This is a genomic window from Pseudomonas sp. MH10 (assembly GCF_034353045.1).
GTDB lineage: Bacteria > Pseudomonadota > Gammaproteobacteria > Pseudomonadales > Pseudomonadaceae > Aquipseudomonas.
In genome coordinates, this window is the sequence record NZ_CP133783.1 from 4,139,418 (window position 1) to 4,159,520 (window position 20,103).

19 protein-coding genes, 1 tRNA gene and 3 pseudogenes are annotated in these 20,103 nt (G+C 53.1%); 11 read left to right on the forward strand and 12 right to left on the reverse strand.

The genetic code is table 11. From position 1 onward, the window contains the following. Window positions 1-96: 96 nt before the first annotated feature. Together RHM59_RS18475 and RHM59_RS18480 are read right to left on the reverse strand one after the other, a co-directional pair. Window positions 97-1,113, reverse strand: a complete 1,017-nt coding sequence (locus RHM59_RS18475) for an iron ABC transporter substrate-binding protein (RefSeq protein ID WP_322285163.1) — start codon at window positions 1,111-1,113, stop codon at window positions 97-99. 429 nt (window positions 1,114-1,542) lie between these two features. After that, a complete protein-coding gene (locus tag RHM59_RS18480; protein WP_322166506.1) occupies window positions 1,543-1,815 on the reverse strand; it encodes a hypothetical protein in 273 nt (90 codons plus the stop codon). 294 nt (window positions 1,816-2,109) lie between these two features. On the opposite strand from RHM59_RS18480, the gene RHM59_RS18485 reads away from it, so the two are divergent. The 5 genes from RHM59_RS18485 to RHM59_RS18505 all read left to right on the forward strand — a co-directional run bounded on the left by RHM59_RS18485 (window position 2,110) and on the right by RHM59_RS18505 (window position 6,411). Then, the gene (locus RHM59_RS18485; RefSeq protein WP_322285164.1) at window positions 2,110-2,490 is read left to right on the forward strand and encodes a hypothetical protein; all 381 of its coding nucleotides are present in this window, start codon (window positions 2,110-2,112) and stop codon (window positions 2,488-2,490) included. Window positions 2,491-2,708: 218 nt separating this feature from the next. Then, on the forward strand, window positions 2,709-3,050 hold the full coding sequence (locus RHM59_RS18490) for a hypothetical protein (RefSeq protein ID WP_322184610.1): 342 nt from the start codon (window positions 2,709-2,711) through the stop codon (window positions 3,048-3,050). A gap of 566 nt (window positions 3,051-3,616) precedes the next feature. Beyond that, entirely contained in the window at window positions 3,617-3,856 is a 240-nt protein-coding gene (locus RHM59_RS18495; protein ID WP_322166503.1) for a type II toxin-antitoxin system RelB/DinJ family antitoxin, read from the forward strand. Then, window positions 3,846-4,133 carry a type II toxin-antitoxin system RelE/ParE family toxin gene (locus tag RHM59_RS18500; protein WP_322166502.1) on the forward strand — a complete coding sequence of 96 codons (288 nt, stop codon included), beginning with the start codon at window positions 3,846-3,848 and terminating at the stop codon, window positions 4,131-4,133. The genes RHM59_RS18495 and RHM59_RS18500 overlap by 11 nt, the downstream gene beginning before the upstream one ends. Window positions 4,134-5,031: 898 nt before the next feature. Continuing rightward, window positions 5,032-6,411, forward strand: a complete 1,380-nt coding sequence (locus RHM59_RS18505; RefSeq protein WP_322285165.1) for a hypothetical protein — start codon at window positions 5,032-5,034, stop codon at window positions 6,409-6,411. Between the two features lie 114 nt (window positions 6,412-6,525). On the opposite strand, the gene RHM59_RS25565 is transcribed toward RHM59_RS18505, so the two are convergent. Together RHM59_RS25565 and RHM59_RS18510 are read right to left on the reverse strand one after the other, a co-directional pair. Next, on the reverse strand, window positions 6,526-6,750 hold the full coding sequence (locus RHM59_RS25565) for a restriction endonuclease (protein ID WP_369124689.1): 225 nt from the start codon (window positions 6,748-6,750) through the stop codon (window positions 6,526-6,528). Continuing rightward, window positions 6,750-7,472: a restriction endonuclease gene (locus RHM59_RS18510; protein WP_322285166.1), complete on the reverse strand. Its 723-nt coding sequence runs from the start codon at window positions 7,470-7,472 to the stop codon at window positions 6,750-6,752. The genes RHM59_RS25565 and RHM59_RS18510 overlap by 1 nt, the downstream gene beginning before the upstream one ends. Window positions 7,473-7,546: 74 nt before the next feature. Between RHM59_RS18510 and RHM59_RS18515 the strand changes: the two genes are divergently transcribed. Further along, entirely contained in the window at window positions 7,547-8,443 is an 897-nt protein-coding gene (locus RHM59_RS18515) for a hypothetical protein (protein WP_322285167.1), read from the forward strand. A 9-nt stretch (window positions 8,444-8,452) separates the two neighbouring features. On the opposite strand, the pseudogene RHM59_RS18520 reads toward RHM59_RS18515, so the two are convergent. After that, a pseudogene (locus RHM59_RS18520) lies at window positions 8,453-8,884 on the reverse strand (tyrosine-type recombinase/integrase); the annotation flags it as partial. Next, a pseudogene (locus RHM59_RS18525) lies at window positions 8,881-9,060 on the reverse strand (terminase); the annotation flags it as partial. The pseudogenes RHM59_RS18520 and RHM59_RS18525, both read right to left, overlap by 4 nt. 7 nt (window positions 9,061-9,067) lie before the next feature. Here RHM59_RS18525 and RHM59_RS18530 point away from each other — a divergent pair. Next, window positions 9,068-9,259: pseudogene (locus RHM59_RS18530) on the forward strand (tyrosine-type recombinase/integrase); the annotation flags it as partial. A gap of 189 nt (window positions 9,260-9,448) precedes the next feature. Here RHM59_RS18530 and RHM59_RS18535 read toward each other — a convergent pair. The 4 genes from RHM59_RS18535 to gbcA all read right to left on the reverse strand — a co-directional run bounded on the left by RHM59_RS18535 (window position 9,449) and on the right by gbcA (window position 13,751). Next, window positions 9,449-9,524: transfer RNA gene (locus tag RHM59_RS18535), tRNA-Thr, on the reverse strand. Window positions 9,525-9,954: 430 nt separating this feature from the next. Beyond that, on the reverse strand, window positions 9,955-11,103 hold the full coding sequence (locus RHM59_RS18540; protein WP_416194737.1) for a methyltransferase: 1,149 nt from the start codon (window positions 11,101-11,103) through the stop codon (window positions 9,955-9,957). A 59-nt stretch (window positions 11,104-11,162) separates the two neighbouring features. Then, window positions 11,163-11,927 carry a transporter substrate-binding domain-containing protein gene (locus RHM59_RS18545; RefSeq protein ID WP_322166497.1) on the reverse strand — a complete coding sequence of 255 codons (765 nt, stop codon included), beginning with the start codon at window positions 11,925-11,927 and terminating at the stop codon, window positions 11,163-11,165. A 525-nt stretch (window positions 11,928-12,452) separates the two neighbouring features. After that, complete coding sequence (gene gbcA / locus RHM59_RS18550; RefSeq protein WP_322166496.1) at window positions 12,453-13,751, reverse strand: glycine-betaine demethylase subunit GbcA; 1,299 nt, start codon at window positions 13,749-13,751, stop codon at window positions 12,453-12,455. Between the two features lie 349 nt (window positions 13,752-14,100). On the opposite strand from gbcA, the gene gbcB reads away from it, so the two are divergent. Further along, window positions 14,101-15,201, forward strand: a complete 1,101-nt coding sequence (gbcB, locus tag RHM59_RS18555; RefSeq protein WP_322166495.1) for a glycine-betaine demethylase subunit GbcB — start codon at window positions 14,101-14,103, stop codon at window positions 15,199-15,201. Window positions 15,202-15,299: 98 nt separating this feature from the next. Here the strand turns inward: gbcB and RHM59_RS18560 are convergent, their stop codons facing one another. Beyond that, the gene (locus tag RHM59_RS18560; protein ID WP_322184626.1) at window positions 15,300-16,925 is read right to left on the reverse strand and encodes a methyl-accepting chemotaxis protein; all 1,626 of its coding nucleotides are present in this window, start codon (window positions 16,923-16,925) and stop codon (window positions 15,300-15,302) included. Between the two features lie 243 nt (window positions 16,926-17,168). Here RHM59_RS18560 and RHM59_RS18565 point away from each other — a divergent pair, with 243 nt between their 5' ends. After that, on the forward strand, window positions 17,169-17,402 hold the full coding sequence (locus tag RHM59_RS18565) for a hypothetical protein (protein ID WP_322166493.1): 234 nt from the start codon (window positions 17,169-17,171) through the stop codon (window positions 17,400-17,402). Beyond that, on the forward strand, window positions 17,399-17,701 hold the full coding sequence (locus RHM59_RS18570; RefSeq protein WP_322166492.1) for a cell division protein ZapA: 303 nt from the start codon (window positions 17,399-17,401) through the stop codon (window positions 17,699-17,701). Before RHM59_RS18565 ends, RHM59_RS18570 begins: the two co-directional genes overlap by 4 nt. Window positions 17,702-17,834: 133 nt before the next feature. On the opposite strand, the gene RHM59_RS18575 is transcribed toward RHM59_RS18570, so the two are convergent. Then, window positions 17,835-18,878 (reverse strand): low specificity L-threonine aldolase, encoded by a 1,044-nt coding sequence (locus tag RHM59_RS18575; RefSeq protein ID WP_322166491.1) that lies wholly within the window; start codon window positions 18,876-18,878, stop codon window positions 17,835-17,837. A 94-nt stretch (window positions 18,879-18,972) separates the two neighbouring features. Between RHM59_RS18575 and RHM59_RS18580 the strand changes: the two genes are divergently transcribed. Further along, window positions 18,973-19,701: a TraX family protein gene (locus tag RHM59_RS18580; protein ID WP_322285168.1), complete on the forward strand. Its 729-nt coding sequence runs from the start codon at window positions 18,973-18,975 to the stop codon at window positions 19,699-19,701. Window positions 19,702-20,103: the final 402 nt, after the last annotated feature.

Sequence of the window (20,103 nt, forward strand, 5' to 3'; positions counted from 1 at the left end):
CGTCCTTTATGGGCGCAGGCCGGAATGACGTTGAGAGTCACTCCGGCAACTTCCGACGCCTCGACTGCGACACTTGAAATGTGCTCCGCCATAACGTTACAGCAGCCCGGCTTTAGTCATCAGTTCAACCACTTTTTTGCTGTCGAGTTTGGACGCGTCAATGACGGGTGCATCCAGTTCGGCGAGCGGGGTCAGTTTGGCATTGGATTCTGCGCCTTTGCCCACGGCGTATTCAAACGACTTACCGTTTTTCAAAATGGCCTGACCGTCTTTGCCGGTGACCCACTTCAAGAAAGCCTGGGCTTCTTCTTTGTGTTTACTGGACGCCAGAACACCGCCGCCCGAGATGCTGACGAACGCGCCTGGGTCTTTGTGTTTGAAGTAGTACAGGCCGACTTTATTGCTGTTCTCACCGGTTTTCGATTGGTCCACCAGTGGGTAGTAGTGATAGATCAAGCCGCTGTCGACTTGACCGGCGTTCACTGCTTTCAGCACCGAGCCATTTCCACGGTACGCGGTGAAGTTGGTTTTCATCGCTTTCAACCAATCCAGCGTCGCTGCTTCGCCTTTCTGCTCAAGCAGGGCGCTGACGATGGCTTGGAAGTCTGCACCAGAAGGCGATGCCGCCCAACGGCCCTTCCAGCTTGGGTTTGCCAAATCAAGCAGCGACTTAGGCATGTCAGCTGCGGTCATTTTGTCTTTGTTGTACACGAAAACAGTCGAGCGAGCGGCGATGCCAATCCACTTGCCATGAGCTGGGCGGTAGGCCGAGTCCACTTGAGACAACGTGGTCGGCGCGATCGGCGCGAATAAGCCGGCGTTATCAACCATCACAATGGCCGGTGAGTTTTCGGTCAAGAACACATCAGCCGGGGAGACCGCACCTTCTTGAATAATCTGGTTGCCCAATTCACTGTCGTCGCCGTTGCGCACGGTCACTTTGATGCCGGTGTCGTGGGTGAAACCGTCAACCCACGCTTGGGTCAGGCTTTCGTGCTGGGCGTTGTAAACCGTGATGCCGTCAGCGCTTGGCGCGGCAAACACACTGCCGGCGGCCATTAAGGACGTCACCAGCAAGGCCAATTTGGCAAAAGAAGGGGTACGGGAAGTCATCGTGAGGCAGCTCCGCAAAATTAGAAAAGCGCCTGTAGGGAGTTCCCTATTTTCAGGCATGCCGATCATACAGCAATAAGAATTGCTTGCATTAACATCAGCGCTTGCATCTGAACACAGGTTTAGTGAAATTCGTGTTGGCCGGAACGCCATTGCGCCCTTGGCAATGTCCATTCAATTCTCGAGAGAACTTCTGCGGCCTGCATGTACAGACCATTCACGACGCCGGTCGCAACGGCGCAGATACCCCGGTAGAGGGCGGCTGGACTCAGGTTTGAGTCGTGTCTGCTTCCACGTCATACAGAGGTGACGAAAGTCAGATGAGCAAAACTCTGATAATGGGTGCGACTTGCCTGCTGGTTGAAGATCATGCCGACCTTATTGCAGCCCTAGGCAGCTCCTGCACAATGAGCATCCCAGGCCGGACATCTACCCCCGCGCAACCACCAGCGAAAACTCCCGCCCATCCACACATCGCACGTTCTTCCCTTCGATAAACGCCAGATCGCGACCATCGTGATCAACCAAGCGCCGGGGCAAGCACAGCACTAAAATTCCGATATCACCGCTCCAGTCACGCCGCGGATCATGCTCAAGGTACGCATAAACCTTTCGATCCTGAATGCGCCATATCGGATGCGCGTCGTCAGGGTTTTTAACGTCATAAACGGCATTCGGGTCGAACACAAAAGCGGCAGTCATAAAAAGCTCCATTCACAGTAATCAGCCTACTGCCGGAAGAAGCTGCCAACTGAAGTTTTCAATATGGAAATTCATTTAAAACGATCCGTACACAGGTTCAAATTAGTACAAAACCGTTCACTCATACTGCCGTTCGTCCTAACCCGTTACACATCTGTGCGCCGCTGAAACGGTTAGTCACGACCGTCGGTTTATCCGGGTTACAGTTCGTCCATCATCCGTTGACCATGACGAAAATCGGGCGCCAATATTTAGCTTAAAAATTCTCTGTCTGACTGCAGGAGAGATATAAATATGGCCAAGATCAAAGTTCTGGCAGGCGACTTCCTCCAAGGTGAGGGCGAGTACCAAGCCGGCGTCATCACCGTCGAAACCTCCCTCCATCCCTGGCCCGGAATCACGATTCCGATTTCATCCGTAAAATCCCTGGAAATCGCCACCACCGGATCAAACAAAAAGATAGAAGACGCCATTAGCCTCGGGCTGGCTGGCGCATTAGTGCTAGGCCCTTTCGGCGCAGCGGCGGGGGTAATTCTGGCAGGTAAGGAGACCGAGATTACGTTTTGGGTAACATTGAAGGATGGCAGAAAGTTGCTGGGGGCTACGGATGACAAGACTTATAGAGTGATTTCGCAGACGGCGAAGCGGCCCGATTATTTTGTCGGGGCGGAGTGACGGGGAGCAACCGGTCGGCGATGCCGTCTGAGGTTCACGTTGACAATGATGGGCAAAAGGGCGAGGTTATCCCGCGCCATCTGCCCTGTACGCATCTAGGGTATTCAGCAAAAAGCCCGGCCACTGAGTCGGGTTTTTTATTGTCGGAGTCATCCGTACGGGCGATGGCCAAATCTTAAGGTGGTGCTAAAACGCCTTCATCTGCGAGAGGGTAGCAAATGAGAGTGATATTCCTGTTGGCAGCCTTGTCGATTTCATTCGCCGTGCACGCAAGCGAAGTCAAAAACACTGATCCATGCAGCAGAAACAACAAGCTTATGACTGGCTTCATGAGGGCTAGGCAAGCCGGAATGCCCAAAGCCCGCGTTTACCAAGTCGTGGACAGTCAAGCGCAGGATCAGAAACTGAGACTTGAAACAAAAAAGATCGTCGACCTTGCTTACCGGCATCCGATTTATCCGACTCGCGAAGAGAAGCAAAATGCTCTTCGGGACGCTGTTGGACCCGTTATTTGCAGCGAACGCCTGCGTAATGACCGTCTACTTAAGTTGATTTTGTAACCTTCATAGATTGGCAATAACGTTCACCAATTGCGTCGGCATAAGCATATTAGGGAAATAGATCCCCAGGGTATCCCTCCATCCAAGAGCCTCGCCAAGTCGCGAGTCGCGGGTCGGGTTTTTGGTATCTGCCAAGTGCCGCCATTAAGATTGAAGGCTCTCCAGCGGGCGAAGCGCGGTTCGCTGGGGCGCGCGAATACATGCAGGGAAAAGCGATGCACACAAAAAAGGCCCACCTTGCGGTGAGCCATTCTAGTTACTGCGTATGATGCGGTACCAGACGAACGGTAGCTTGCGGCGAGGCTAGGTTTTCTGCGGATCTGGAATTCGCTGGAAAATTCGGCGTACCCCAACTAGTAACTATAAATAAATCAGCTAGTTATGGCTTTCAGTGGAATCGAATCGGGGACTGGTAAGCTGTGAGCATGTGCTGTGCTCGGTACGTAGAGCTGCGAGCGACACACGTAACCCTGTGAGTTGTGTAAAAACCAACCGTTTGTAGGCTTGCCCAAATGAGGTTTTTACCTCACTGTAAAGACTAATGTCATTACAGTGAGGGCCATCCCATGGCGTCCATCAATGTCCGTATCGACGACGACCTCAAAGCGCGTGCTTACCACGAGCTGGAAAAACTCGGCGTCACCCCTTCTGAGCTGATGCGCCAAGCCTTGCAGTACGTAGCAGAGCGCGGTCAGCTACCGTTCAAGCCCATCCTGATGACCGAGGACGATGAAGCCTTGATCGCAACGGTTCGCGAGCGGCTGGCTAATCCCCAGCGGGTTAAGGTTTCACTAGATGACCTATAGCCTCGAATTCGATGCGCGGGCGTTAAAGGAGTGGCACAAATTGGGGGATACCGTTCGCCAGCAACTCAAGAAGAAGCTGGCCACGATTCTGGTCAATCCGCGCATTGAATCCAACTGTCTACATGCCTTGCCTGACTGCTACAAGATCAAGCTGCGCAGCAGCGGCTATCGGCTGGTTTATCAAGTAATCGACCAAGAGGTCATGGTGTTCGTGGTGGCCGTCGATAAGCGCGAGCGTGAGCAGGTTTATCGCAAAGCGGCTGAGCGGTTAAGTTAGCGAGTACGCAACGTATAAGTGAAAAGCCCGCCGAGTCAGGCTGTGTGAAAATGCGAGCATGATTACGGGAGTGGGGCTCCGTAGCATTCAGTGGAACGCGATGGCGGCACCAGACGAACGGTAATTAGGTGCGGGGCTAGGTTTTCCGCGGGACTGGAATTCAATGGAAAATTTGGCGTACCCCAATCCGTAACCATAAATAAATCAGCTAGTTATGGACTTAAACGGATTCAAACTCGGGAGTTCCTTCCTGTGATGTGGATCCACTTTTCGACTACTGGTGAGCTAATCAGTAGGCGGTGCTTTGTGGTTGGAGCCGAAAAAGGTCCAGCTCATCTAATAAAAATTTCAGCTTACTGGCCAGTAATATTGTTCGCATGTCGGAGTCATCAAAAGATATGTAACTGGCCGATGGAATGCGCTAGCCAAACTTGAGAAAGATATTTCAGCTGAGAAGGGACTCGTAGATACTTCATGAAAAGTACTGAAGATTTTTACTCAACAAAGCCTCGCGAACAAGTTGGTAGAGATACCTTCTTAAGATATAGGGCTCAGATACGAGCTGCCGCGCTCGCCGCCTTAGAGATTTTGGAGGGCGGTGAGGTTGATAGAATTTTTTGCGATTACCATGACGATTTCGTGATTGGAAAGAAGGTCTCTGGTAAGTCTAGGGTACCCAAGTAAGTTTCGAGATGACATACTCGAGAACTGTCTGTGTGCAGAGTTAGAATTTGAAATCAATAATTTTAACTATGTTGTGCGTCGTAATTTTAAACCGGGACTAGATGTTGTTTTAACCGATTTGCAGGAGTTAAGCACGAATTTTCAAATGAGCTTGACTACTCTAAATATCTTTTTGAGTTGTTAGGGTTCGATATACCTACATTCGTCTCTAGTGATGAAAAAAAAGCAGCACAGCCGTACTTCTCCGCTTTGCTCCCTATCTATTATTTATCAGGAGGAGGGATATCGTAAGTATTATAGCCCTAGTGCTTCCTTTATAAAGGATCAGCTTTCCGAGTCTATTCGAATTATTTTGGGCGTGGCGCCGAAGAACGCATTTGATGCGAAGAAGAAACTGATTGACGCCAAGCGTGAACTCGAACAGCGCGATAAGCAAGTATATGCACTAAAAAAAGAATATGAGTCAGCAAAAGATGTCTACGGATCTATGGATCCGTTAGGAATAGATGTGGAACTCAAGTCTTTGTACCAAAGGCTTGAAGAGCTAAAAAGCGGTACTGCAGATAAAACTGCCTCCACAGACGCTATTGATGAACTGATTGGGTCGAATAACGAAACCATCCGGTCTCTAGATCGGGAGCTAGATATCTCAAAGCGTGACCGCAGCTTTCAAAGAATTCATGCAGAGATTCAAACCGAAATCAATACATTGAGCCTGAATGAAGAAGCGAAAAGAGTATTTTCTTCTTTTGAGGAGATCTGCAACTCTCCTGGCTGTCAATTGTTTTCATCCAGCTCTGACTCTTACGGGAAAAATTTACTTTATTTAAAGGATCAGTTAAAAGATCTGGAGCGCAATGTTGACATCGGGCGTGGGAGGAGTGAGCAATTAAATCTGCGCCGGGGTGAGTTAGTAGCTCAGACTCAAAGCCTTACTGAACGACGAAATTCTTTGGTTAATACTTCAGATATAAAAGCGCTGGTTGAGGCTATTACCCAAATTACGTCGAGGATATTTGGTCTGGAGCAGGATAAAAAATCTTTAGAGTCGATCGAAGATATTTCAAATCGTTATGTTAGAGCTTTATCAGCTCAAGATGAAGCTATTAACCGAAGGGAAGAGCTCGAAAAAACTGGGCAAGGTAGTCCTCTCATCATCAGGTTTAGAAGTGTGCTGAGAGAGAATATGCTTAAGTGGATGGATATCCTAGATACAAATAATGTTTCTAGCGATATAAAATTTGAGGGGGATTTCGTACCAATTTTAGGCAACGAGAGATTAGCTCAGTTAGGTGGGAGTACTCGGCTCCGTGTGATTCTTGCGTATCATGCGGCGCTTCTGGAGTGTTTTGAGCTTTCTAAAAGAAGGAAAGTATCGTTCATCATCTTCGATACTCCAAAGCAACATGAAATGCATGGGGTTGATCTAGGACGCTATATTGATGCGCTTAAAGTGTTTTCACGTGCAACAGGTGTTCAGATTATAATATCCGGGACGGAATATCACTATGTTGGAGATGCTAGAGATAAAGATTGGGAACCTAAATTTCCTGGTTCTAAGCAGAAGATGTTCTTGACGACAGGGAGGGTGTGATACTTACAGGTGTTCGTGAATTTAAGAGTCTCGAAGTATTTATTGGATCTTAATATTGATGTATGGAGTGGATGTATTGGTATGCTGTATCTAATAGTATTTATGCTTGCCAGTTCATCCATACTTTTTCAACCATTCCTTCAGTTGTATGAAGTCTACCAAGCCTAGTTGGTGTTGAAATATTTTTGAAAATTTGATGGCGTCAGGAGAGAAATAGGATGATGTGATCATTATTCCAGCCGTGGCTCTATCGGCAGACATGGCGCCAACTAGTTCGCGTACAAGATTTACACCAACTGGATTGGTCGGTGCATATTTTTTGCACTCAACATAGTACATCAAATTTCTACGTCCATGTGGTTGGCAATAATTAGATCTTTTCCCCCATCTCTTGTTTTTTTTGTCAGCTTAACCTCGAAGCCTCGTTTGATCATTAGTTCGGCAACCATTTCTTCGAATTCTCGAGAGGTGAGTTTGTACATACCCTCCGGATTTTGCCTAACTCTCTCAAGTATCGTTTTGTTTACAAGCCGGATATCAGTAGACAGCTGAATGAGTTTTTCTGAATTGGTAGGAACTGCTAATTCAGAATCACTAAATCCACTCTTGTAGCTTATTCCTTGGTTTATAACTTCTGAGATCTCGCTCGAGTTATAGGCGTTGCTGTTTAAATATTGAGCGACTAATCTAAGTAGAAAGAGGTTTCCTTGAGTGAAAGCTGTGATTTTCGTTAATTCATTTTTTGGCATTCTCTCTGATAGGAACTCCAAGATAAACAAAATAGATTCGTTGGCGTGCAAAGATTCTAAATGTATATGCTCTCTCGGGGAGAAGCTCTCCAAAAAATCTTTGTATGCACCTACTGGTAAAAATTGCTTTTGGGGGTATTTTTGTATGAGCTGATTTATTTTTTCTTTTGAGCTTATAGTGTGGTCTAGACTAAGATCCTCAAGGATTACTAATGTGACGTTATTTTCTATGTCGGGAAATTTTTCATGGTGCAGAACAGTATAAATTATTTTAGTGTTTTTTATTATGTTTTCGTCAAGCCTTAGTAGCATAGCTTTCCACAGACTAGTTTTGCCGATGGAGTTGTTTCCTGAAAGGTGGTACCAGCGATTGCCGGAACAGGCTAATGCACCAAATGTTTCTTCTTATCGGTCTTGGCGAGCGTGGTGGTTCTGGGGTTCCAAAAATCTACAGCGGGTGGCGCAGCCAGCATTGGCGACCGCCAGCCCTTTATGAAAAGCCCGAGCCCGAGCAAACCCTTCTTGAGCTTCGCATGTTGGACTTGCTTCCTGAACGGGTGGTGGAGCAGTTACGAGAGCGATTTGGGGTTCGTTTCGAGAGCTTGGAACATACTGCCAGGTTGATTTTGGCCACGGCCGCGATTGAGCGGGTGGTCAGCCATAATCGTCTCCTTGAGATTTGTGATACTCATGCTCATGACTTGAGCCAACTGCTTACGCGGTTGGTACGCGAGGGATTCCTTGTGCCCGACGGGCGCTCACGGGGCATGATTTATCACCTGCCAGGTGAGCAACTGCCTACGCCGGAGCAAGTGTTCGCAGGTCCGCTACAGAGCTCCGAACATTACGCCGGCAGCTCCGAACATAACAGGGCTAGCTCCGAACATAACGCAGGTAGCTCCGAACATAAGGTCGAGCTGGATATGCAGCGAAACGATGATGGCTGCTTGTTGAGCGATCATATTGACGCGCCGCTGATCGATGCTTTGGACAGGCTTGATGCAGGGTTTCGAGAAAAGCTCGAAATACTGGCTGAGGAGCCGCGCAATCGAGAGCGCATGCAAAAGGATCGTATGCAACAGGTGATTATCACCCTATGCAAGGAGCACTATCTGACGTTCAACGTGTTGGCTAATTTGGTAAAGCGCAGTCCAGATGCCCTCCGTCAGCAGTACCTGAATGGAATGGTGAAAAGTAGGCAGATTCAGTTGGCATTTCCGTCCAAGCCGACTCATGAAAGGCAGGCGTACAAAGCGTACGTTGGTGGGCAGGACGAGGAGTAGGCTAACGGCCTACTCCCTCAAGCGGCTTTTCGCCTTGAGCCGCGTGACGTTCGTCCCGGTCTGGTTTGCAAACTCGTGTGGAGTGACATGCTCCTGCCGGTTGGCCTCCAGATACCGGCTCCACCAGTTCATGATCAGCCTGCGCTCCTCGATGAACTCAGCCTTGTGAATGTAGGCGGCGCGGACGTTGTTGCGTTCCTTGTGACTCATCTGCCGTTCGATAGCTGTCTCGGACCACAGTCCTGATTCAATCAGCGCACTGCAGGCCATCGAATGAAACCCATGCCCGCAGATTTCGGTTTTGGTGTCATAGCCCATTTTTCTGAGTGCGCTGTTCACCGGGTTTTCAGGCATGGGCTTCCAGGGCTTGGCATCGCCTGCAAACACCAGGTCGAATTTACCGGTGAGGACGTGGATCTGTTCAAGCAGGGCCACGGCTTTGAGTCCCGGTAGCGCTGCACATAGTCCCGGTATTTGGGCAGCAGCTCGTCCCGTTTCAGTCGCTGACGCGCCTCCATGGAGTTCAGGCCCGACAGGCGAGCGCAGTCCTCGGCGAGTGCCGAGATCATCAACGCCAAGTGTTTTTGTGCGTTAGCGGGACCAGACAGCGCGGTGTCAGGGGTGGCACACGTGTTGCGACATACCTTCGCAAGCCATTACCTGATGAATGGCGGAGACATCTTGACCCTACAGCGCGTCCTGGGGCACGCATCGTTGACCATGACGATGAAGTACGCACATTTCAGCCCTGGGCATTTGGCGGATGTTGTTTTGCTGAATCCACTCGCGATATCTAAAACTTCGCAGAAAGAATAATGGCGGATGGTCGGAATCGGACACAGGTCTGAAAGAGGTTATGGGGATCGGCCAGGCATTGATCAACCGACGCCTCTAATCTGGGGCGTCTACCAAGTGTGGACACTTTGTGGACGGTTAAGCGGAAACAAGCGTGGGTTTCTTAAACCCCAGAAACCAAAAAGCCCCGCGTAGCGGGGCTTTGAGATATGGTGCCGGCACCAAGAGTCGAACTCGGGACCTACTGATTACAAGTCAGTTGCTCTACCAACTGAGCTATACCGGCGTGATGGGCGCAGAGTATATCCAGTTTTTTAGGGTTGTAAACCCCTAGCTGACTGATTCGCATAGAAAAATACAGGATCGGCATTTTGCGTTTGGTTTTCACCCTGGATGTCCTGCGCGACGCCCATTCTTAAGCCCGTGGGGACCGAAATGGCTAGCGGCGAAGCGTCCGCTTTGTTCAAGCACGTCAGCACGAGGGCGCTATTCGGTTTAGCTCCAATCTTTATGCACAAGCGAAGTAAGAATTGACGCCAAAAACGGGTTATTTCCCCAGCCGGATTGGAACAGCCGCAACCTGCTGTTTTTGCGCGAATTTATTCGGCGGTCAAAATGTGGGCAGCAAAAAAATTAGCGAGCTAGCTATGTTTTTTTTCCAAAGGTCAAATTTTCATCAACAGAGTTATCCACAGGATGATGTGTTTAATTTCACCCTAGTGGCGTTCGGCGAGAAGCATCAGGTTGCGGGGGGTGATGCGGGTCTCGCAGAAAGTCCCAAGCTGCACAGCGTAGTCGCGATCTTGCAAATAGCCAGCGCGGTCGAGCACTAACCACAACTCCAGCGGTCGGCGAAACAATCCGCGAACCAGTTCAAGGTTGCGCACGTTGGCCAAGCGTTGCCATCCAGCCGCTTCCAACGCTGCCCAATCGTGCTGACCCACTGCCGGTAAATGCCTCAGTGCAGCCAGCTCGCGGCAGTAGTCGGAGAACGGCTTATCCAGCCACGCGACCGGCAGTGATGGCGTCGACAGGTAAGCATCGATGCCGCGCAGCTTTCGTTGAAGCAGGTCAAAGGCTAGGCGGCGGGCCATTGATGTGTCGCGCTGTCGGCGTACGCGCGCACCGGCGGTGACAGTTTCGCTGAGCGGAAGGCTCAGGTCCGCAAGGGAAAGACGCAACGCCGACGCCTTGCCCTGGGCTGACAGCGCTTGATATTCGGGGGTGCTGATGCGGTTGTAACAGCACGGCGCAATGGCGAGTTGCCCGCAACCGGCGTCGGCGGCGAGGCGCATCAGTTGCACGTGCAGGTCGCCACACGCGTGCAGGGCCACGGGCGTATGCCGACGGTGAACATGATCAGCGGCATCGGCGGCCAGGACGTTTTGTTGCCGATGCTCGGCATCGATCCCCAGCCGCTGGCTGAGTTGATGGCCAGCGTCCACCAGCAGCGGATCGTGTTCCAGGCAGGTCAACGCTTGGCCGCGATGTGCCAGGTGCCGTCCGAGATGGCCTTTGCCCGCGCACCAGTCGAGCCAATGCTCCGGGGCGTTTCGAAAACTCAGGGCGTCGGCGAACGCCTGGATCTGCTGCCACTTACGCCCCGGCACGTCGGCGCCGCTATGTGCTGGAACCGGAACCAGCGCGGTGGTCGGCAATTCGCCAATGTCACCCAGCGCAATGGATTGAGCTGCCAATTGTGCGAACGGGGCCGGGGCGAGGAGACGTTGTGGATGGTTGTGAGCGGCTTCGGCGTCTTCCAGTGAGCGCGAACGCAGCCATGCCGCCAACTCGGCGTGCTCAGACTCCCACGGCAGCTCGCGGTGAGTAAACGGTCGTGGCCGCCAGAGGGTTTGATGGGCCACCAGAAAATCGTCAAGTTCGCGAAACCGCTTACGAATCTGGTCGCCCTGAAGTACGCCGATCAAAGAATGCTAAAGGGGAAATAGCGGTCGTTGATTTTCTTGTAGGTGCCGTCGTTGATGATGTCTTTCAGCGCGGCGTTCAATTGTTCGCGTAGCGGGTCGCCTTTGCGCACGGCAATGCCAATCTTGTCGTTATCGACGACGGGCGCGCCTTTGAACTCATAGGATGCCCCCGCTTCGCTTTTGAGCCATTCATAGCTGACGAATTTGTCCGCAAGCACGGCATCCAGGTTGCCGGCACTCAGGTCGGCGTAGGCGTCTGCCTGGGTGTCATACAACGTGATGGTGGCACCAACGCCGAGGTTGTCGTTTAGCCAGGCCGCCGCCACCGTACCGCGTGCGGCGCCGATGGTTTTGCCGTTCAGGGTGTCGTTGAGGGTGGTTTTTTCGATGTTCAATTCAGCGGCCTTGGGGCCAATGAATTGCAGCTTGTTGGAGTAATACGGGTCGGTGAAATCGACGAGTTGCTTGCGCTCCTCGGTGATCGACATCGACGACACCAGGAAATTGAACTGATCAGCGTTCAGAGCCGGAATGATGGCGTCCCAATCGGAAGTCACTACGTCGCACTCGACTTTCATTTTTGCGCACAGGGCATTGCCGATATCGACGTCAAAGCCCACGACCTGGCCGCTGGCGTCTTTGCTGTTGAAGGGTGGGTAGGCGGCCTGTACGCCCATTTTCATTTTGTCCGCAGCAACCGCACCGGTCGCGAACGCCAGCGTGGCGATGGCGGCCAGGAGGAACTTTTTGCAGGTCTTCATTCGGTTGCTCCGTGAGCGGTGGCCGGCGTTGGAATAGGCGCAACATTATCGTAAATGCGGGTTAGAGCGGCGTTATTGTTGATGGAAACCCCGTGTAAAAGTTGCACAGGCGGGGGGTGCCTGCAAAACAATCGTTGGTATGGAAATACTTGCCCACAATCTCTGTTGGCGCTTCTGTGGATAACATGTTCACGGTCCTCTCTAGGCCACGTCCCATGTGGCTTAGCGTCGCATGATCAAAAAATGATCAATAGTGTTCCCTAAGTGTACTTTTGGATAAGTCACGGTTTTTCTTGGGTTTTTCCACAGGCAAAATCCTACTTGCCCACAATTGCTGTGGGTGGGTCTGTGGATAAGTTGTTGGCTAAAGGCTGCGGAGGGCGGCGGGGTTGGTGTTGGCGGGTAGTGGTTGATCTTTGATCAATACGGGACTCTGTAGAAGCCAACCTGTTGGCGAAGTCTCAAAGCTGACTCGCCGCGAAAAATTTTTCGCCAACACGTTGGCTCCTACAGAGTTTGGTGGACTTACTCGTGATTAACCGCAACACCTTTCAAATACGGTGCGGGTGCTGCGCCGAGGTTCTCGAGCATCCGGGCGCTGTACCAGTCGATAAAGTTGATCACACCAAACTCATACGTTTTCGAGTACGGGCCTGGTTGGTAAGCGGTGGAGTTAATGCCGCGTTGGTTTTCTTCGGCCAGACGACGGTCCTGGTCATTGGTGGCGTCCCAGACTTCGCGCATGCGTGCGACGTCGTAATCCACGCCTTCTACTGCGTCTTTGTGGACCAGCCACTTGGTGGTGACCATGGTTTCCTGCGCGCCCAGTGGCCATACGGTAAAGACGATGATGTGATCGCCCATGCAGTGGTTCCAAGAGTGCGGCAGGTGCAAGATGCGCATCGAGCCCAAGTCAGGATTCTGGATCCGGCCCATTAGCTTTTTGCTGCCCTGTTTGCCGTCCAAGGTCATCGACACCGTGCCTTTGAGCAATGGCATGCGCACGATGCGGTTACGCAGGCCGAAGCTGGCGTGGGCGAAAGGAATCTTCTCGGCTTCCCACGCGGCGGCAGACGTAGCAACGTGATCCTTAAACGCCTGGTTGGCGCGCGGGTCGGTGACGTCGTCCCACTCCAGCAGGGTTTTCAGCAGCTCTGGGTGCGCCGCGTTGCAGTGGTAGCACTCGCGGTTGTTTTCCAGCACCAGTTTCCAGTTGGCCTTCTCCATCAAGGTGGTTTGCACCGCCACCTTGGTGTTCTCCATGTCATACGGTTCCATGTAATGAGTCAGCGTCTGCAGGAAGTCGTCGATGGCTGATGGCTTTTCAGCCAGGCTGATGAAGATATAACCGCCCGCTGTTTTCACGTGCACTGGCTTGAGGCCGTACTGCTTCATGTCGAAGTCGTCGCCCATTTCGGAGCCGGCGAACAACAGGCGCCCATCAAGCTCGTACGTCCACTGGTGGTATTGGCATACCAACTTGGCAACCTTGCCTTTTTCTGCGGTACACAAACGCGAGCCGCGGTGACGGCAGACGTTGTGAAACGCGTAGACCTGCCCCTCAGCGCCACGAATCACGATGATCGGGTTCTTGCCGATCTGCAAAGTCAGGTAATTACCCTTGGTCGGGATCTCGCAGGTCATGCCCGCGATCAACCACTCTTTTTGAAAGATTTCCTGCATGTCGATTTCATAAAGCCGTTCATCGCTGTAGAAAGGCTGCGGTAGCGAAAACGTGCGTTCGCGGTTCTGCAGCATTTCGGCGGTGGCCTTACGTGCGGGTTCCAGCGGATCGCCCAAGCTCAAGGTTGCGGTGACGTCCATCTTTCAAGTCCTCATGACCGTTTTCGAGCGGTCGGCGAATAGGGCTAATACGGTTGTTTGTAGCAGTAGCACGCAGGGTGTCGGTACGATTACCGCCCATGCTTTATGAATGGCGTTCTTACAGGTTTCTTATAAAAAAACTCACAAATTCTTAACGCCGAGTGTGCAGTCGGTCGCTGACTGATCCTTATCCATGGGCGACATGGCCGAATCCGTTTCCGACGCGCTAACCCCAGTCGTTGGGGGCTGGTTGCGATAAGTACGTCGATGTCGCAGATAGGTAAGTGGCCACACGGCGCCTTACGCAGAATCCGCACCATAAGGTCGACATTCGACCGTGGAGATAAGCATGTCCAACACTTTCCTTAATCCGGTAAATACCCAGACATGGGCTAATGGCCGCCACCCTGTGCGCGTCGTCAAGGTGATCCAGGAAACCTGGGACGTGCGAACCTTCTGCTTTATGGCTGATCAGCCGATCATGTTCTTTTTCAAGCCCGGTCAGTTCGTGACATTGGAGTTGGAGATAGACGGTGTGCCGGTGATGCGTTCCTACACCATTTCCAGCTCACCGTCGGTGCCCTACAGCTTCTCGATCACCATCAAACGCGTGCCCGGCGGCAAGGTCTCCAATTACCTGCACGACACGCTGCACGAAGGTCAGGAGTTGGCAGTACACGGTCCGGTGGGGCTGTTCAATGCCATGGACTTCCCGAACCCGAAAATTCTTTACCTCAGCGGCGGGGTCGGTATTACCCCGGTGATGTCCATGGCCCGCTGGTTCTACGACACCAACGCCAATGTCGACATGGTCTTCGTCCACAGCGCCCGCACGCCGAAAGACATCATCTACCACCGTGAACTGGAACACATGGCGTCGCGGATCGACAACTTCAGCCTGCACCTGATTTGTGAAAAGCACGGTCTGGGCGAGCCGTGGGCCGGTTATCGCGGTTATTTGAACCAGAAGATGCTGGAATTGATGGTTCCTGACTTTCTGGATCGTGAAGTGTTCTGTTGCGGGCCTACGCCCTACATGACCGCCGTCAAGCGCCTGCTGGAAGCCAACGGCTTCAACATGGCTCAGTATCACGAAGAGTCATTCGGTGCGACGCCACCGGAAGCCCGTGCCGATGCGGTTGAGCAAGCCGAAATTGCCGCCGATGCGCCGGAACTCGATGTGGCGGACCTGCATCAGGTGGAATTCCTTTCGTCCGGCAAAAGCATTCGTGTTGCGCCAGGCGAAACCGTCCACGCCGCGGCTGCCAAACTCGGCCTGCTGATCCCGAAAGCCTGTGGCATGGGCATCTGCGGGACGTGCAAGGTAATGAAACTTGGCGGAGAAGTGGAAATGGAACACAACGGCGGCATCACCGACGAAGACGTCGCCGAAGGCTACATCTTGTCGTGCTGTAGCGTGCCAAAGGGCGATGTGCGGATCGATTTCTGATCGGAAGCACACCTCTGTACGAGCTAACTTGTTGGCGAAGGCTTGATGCGGTTAAACATACTAAACCGCCTCGCCAACACGTTGGCCCCTACAGATTTTTACAGCCTGAAGCGCTGAACCATGCTGCTCAGGTCGATGGCCAGACGCGACAGCTCGCTGCTGGCGGAGCTGGTCTGGGTCGCACCGGTGGCCGATTGCACTGACAGGTCGCGGATGTTCACCAGATTACGGTCCACTTCGCGGGCGACTTGTGCCTGCTCTTCCGCCGCGCTGGCGATCACCAGGTTGCGCTCGTTAATCTGCACGATGGCGGCGTTGATGGTGTCCAGCGCCAGGCCTGCGCCTTTAGCGATGTTCAGCGTTGACTCGGCACGCTCGGTGCTGTTGCGCATGGAGTTCACCGCCTGCTCCGTACCGCCCTGAATGCTGCCGATCATCCGTTCGATTTCGCTGGTGGACTGCTGCGTGCGGTGCGCCAATGCGCGAACTTCGTCGGCTACTACCGCAAAACCACGACCGGCCTCACCGGCGCGTGCGGCTTCGATGGCGGCGTTGAGCGCCAGCAAATTGGTCTGGTCGGCCAAGCCGCGAATAACGTCCAGCACCTTGCCGATGTCACGGGATTCATTGGCCAGGTTGCCGATCAGTTCTGCGGTGCTTTGCACGTCGCCGCTCATGCGCTCGATAGCGCCCACGGTTTCCATGACCAATTCACGGCCATCGCTTGCCGACGTGGTGGCATCTTTCGAGGCGTCGGAGGTGCTGACGGCATTACGCGCGACTTCTTCCACGGCGGTGGTCATTTGGTTGACTGCCGTCGCCGCTTGTTCAATTTCTTTGTTTTGCTGTGCCAAACCCCGAGCGCTTTCATCGGTCACGGTGTTTAGCTCTTCTGCCGCCGACGCCAACTGGGTGGCGGAGCCTGAAATGTGGTTCAGCGTGTCCCGCAGTTTGGCCTGCATCTTTTGCATGGCTTTCAGCAGGCGACCGATTTCGTCACTGCCTTCAACCTTGATTTGACGCGTCAGATTACCTTCCGCGATGTCTTCGGCGACCAATAAAGCTTCCGAGACCGGGTGCGTAATGCTGTTGGTCAGCAGCCAGGCGAACAGTATCGTCAGGACAGTCGCGATGATGAGCAGCCCGACCACCATATTGAACGCCAGCGAATATTGATCGGCCCCTTCCTGATTGGCGGTGGCCATTTGCTGGGTATTGATATCAACCAGTTTCGTCAGCACGACGTTCATCTGGTCCGAGTTGTTTTGAAGGTCAACACTGAGCAGAACATTCAGTTCTTCGAGCTTGTCGGCCCGGCTCAGGGCTCGCATGCGGTCTTCAAGCTGGCGGTACTGAGAGACCAACTGCAGAAACTGGTTATAGATGCCTTGCTCTTCAGCGCCGTTGATCAGTTTTTCATAACTGGCTTGGGCTTCGGTGACCATCTGATCGCGTTTGGTCATCGAGTCTAAGATTTTATCTTGGGTGGCAGGATCGCGGTTTTGCGCCAGGCGATAAGACAGCACGCGCAAACGGACGCTGTGCTCAATCAGCTTGTCCAGGTTTCTGATACTGGGCAGGGTGTTGTGGGTGACGACCTCGCCCGCCACGCGGATTCTGCTCATTTGCGTCAGGGCGAAAACACCCAGGATCAGCATCAGTGCGCCGATCAAGGAAAACCCGAGAAATGCGCGCGGTGCGATATTGATATTTCGAAGGGACATAGGATTTCCAGGAGGCGCGCATTCCGCGCAGCGAGAGCAAATAGAGAGCAGCCTGTATCACCTATCGGACACAAGACTAAAGTCTTGAGGGTATTAACCGAGTATTTGTTGTCTTTCGAATAGGTCCGGCGATTCGCAGGAACCAGACCGCAAAAATGCAGTCAGTAACACTCGTTATGCGTATACGGTGGGGTAAGTTTTCTTTATCGTGTGCGCCCCTTGAAATTTGCTCGAGAAATCAAAATGTTGGAAGCATCCCTGAGTCAATTGGAACAACTGGTCGGTGACCTGGTGCAGCAGAATCAGGCACTACAAACTGCTAATTCGCAATTAAATGCAGCGCTGGCGCAAGTGAAGGATGAGAACGACAGTCTTCAATTGAATATGCTGGAGCAAGAAGAAAAACAGGGCGCAACTGCCGCCCGGATTCAGGCACTGGTTGACCGTGCCACCCGCGTTACCGCTGTCAGCGCATGAGTACCGACAGGGACGGGATCAAAGTCGTCTCGATTCTGGGCAACGATTATTCGATCAAAGCACCCATTGGAGAAGAGCAGACCCTGCTGGAAGCCGCCGTTATGCTCAAGCAAGCGCTGGCAGACACCAAGCGCAAATACCCGAGCTTGATCGGTGACAAGCTGCTGGTGCTGGCCGCGTTGAACCTGTGTTCGCAGCAAGTCGAACTCAAGCAGCGGCACAAAAAGGAACTCAACCGTTATCAAGAGCAAGTCAGCGCCACGGTTGAAGTGATTTCCAAGACCATTGCCCAAGGCTGAATCGAGCCGGTAATGCGGTGCAACTCTGTGGGACCGAATTCATTCGGGAAGGAAACAACGCGGTGTTACCGACAGTCCGCGCCGCCCAATTCCCGAATAAATTCGGTCCCACAGAAAAGCCACCAATCTGCATTTATCCCGCCTGCATCACTAACCGAATGTCCGCCGCCAATTCACGTACGCGGTCTTCTTCGGTGTCCCACGAACACATGAACCTTGCGCCGCCGTCGCCTATAAACGTGTAGAAGCGCCAGCCCTTGTTGGTCAACGCCTTGATCGTCGGCTCTGACATCTGCAAGAACACGCCATTGGCCTGCACCGGGAACATCAATTCCACGCCGGGAATGTCTTTCACCAACTCCGCGAGCAGTTGCGCGCACTGGTTGGCATGACGCGCGTGTTTGAGCCATGCGTCGTTTTCCAGCAGGCCGACCCACGGAGCTGAAAGGAAGCGCATCTTCGACGCTAGCTGCCCGGCTTGTTTACAACGGTAGTCAAAGTCTTCAGCCAGCGTGTGGTTAAAAAACAGAATGGCTTCGCCCACCGCCATACCGTTTTTAGTCCCGCCAAAACACAGCACATCAATCCCGGCTTTCCACGTCAGCTCGGCAGGCGTGCAGTTAAGGAAGGCGCAGGCATTGGAAAACCGCGCGCCGTCCATGTGCAGGTGCAGACCGAGTTCTTTGCAGGTGGCGCTGATGGCCTTGAGTTCTTCGATTTGATAAACGCTGCCGACTTCAGTCGCTTGGGTCAATGTCACGACGCGGGGCTTGGGGTAGTGAATGTCCTGACGCTTGAGTGCGACTTCGCGAATCGATTCCGGGGTCAGCTTGCCGTTCTCGCTGCGGGCAGTCAGCAGCTTGGAACCGTTAGAGAAGAACTCCGGCGCGCCGCATTCGTCGGTTTCGACGTGGGCGGTTTCCGAGCAGATGACGCTGTGGTAACTCTGGCACAACGACGACAACGCCAGGGAGTTAGCGGCGGTGCCGTTAAAGGCGAAAAACACTTCGCAGTCGGTTTCGAACAATTGGCGGAAATGATCCGACGCGCGAGCGGTCCACTCATCATCGCCGTACGCTCGTTGATGGCCGTGGTTGGCCTGTTCCATGGCAGCCCAGGCCTCGGGGCAAATCCCTGAGTAGTTGTCGCTGGCAAACTGCTGGCTTTTATCTGTCATGGCCGATTCCCTGTGATCGAAGATGGTGCGCACTTTAACGAAGATTGCGGGCTCAGGTCATGGGTTGTTCTGTTTAGCTGGCCCTAGGAGTGTTATGAAGCTGTCGAAAATGGAGCCAAGAGACGCTGCGCTGGACCTTTTGAAGTGGCTGGCGATGCTGAGCATGGTGCTCGATCATCTGCGCTACTTGGGCTGGTCGCTGAACGTTCTGTATGTGCCCGGACGGATGGCCTTTGCGTGGTTTTGCCTGGCGATTGCCGTCAATCTTGCGCGTAAAGGTCCGGGGCAGGGCATGCAGTGGCGTTATTTGGGATGGATGGTGGTGTTTGCCTGTGTGGCGGAACTGCCCTATCGCCTGTACATGTCGGCTGATGCAACGACGTTGAGCGTGATGCCGACGTTGGCCGTAGGGCTGCTGGTGGCGCGGGGCTGGATTGATCGCACGGTTTCGGCGTCGGTGCTGGCAGGCTTGGCATTGCTGCTGGGGTGGGTTTTTCGCGAGCAGTTGATGTTCGGCTTTTATGGTGCACTGTTGCCGTTGTCGGTTTTATGGGTCCTGCACCGGCCTTGGTACGCCGCGCTGTTGCCGGGGGCAGTATGTCTGGCGAGCAATGCCTGGCCGGAAATGTTTGCCGGCGCCAGTTGGGGTGACCCGATATCGATTGGCGGGATTATCGCGTGCTTATTTGCACCGCTGATGGGGCTGGCGATCTTGCGTTCCCACCCACCTATCGCGATTTGGCCCATGCGCCGCTGGGCATATGCGATCTATCCTGTGCATTTTTTAGTGTTATTGGCCGTGCGGCGACTAGCAGAGCTGTAGGTGGGGCCGCCGTACATTCTGTGGGAGCAGGCTTGCCTGCGAACAGACCCATCATCACGCCGTCGATTTCAGCCGGAAAACCTGGGTCGCGCGCAATGACGCTTTCGTTGGCAAGCCAACTCCCACGGGGTGATTTGGGTCCGCACGAGCTCAGCGATGGCCGAATGTGTGGGAGCAGGCTTGCCTGCGAAGAGGCCCATCATCACGCCGTCGATTTCAGCCGGAAAACCTGGGTCGCGCGCAATGACGCTTTCGTTGGCAAGCCAATTCCCACAGGGTGATTTGGGTCCGCACGAACTCAGCGATGGCCGAATGTGTGGGAGCAGGCTTGCCTGCGAACAGGCCCATCATCACGCCGCCGATTTCAGCCGAAAAACCTGGGTCGCGCGCAATGACGCTTTC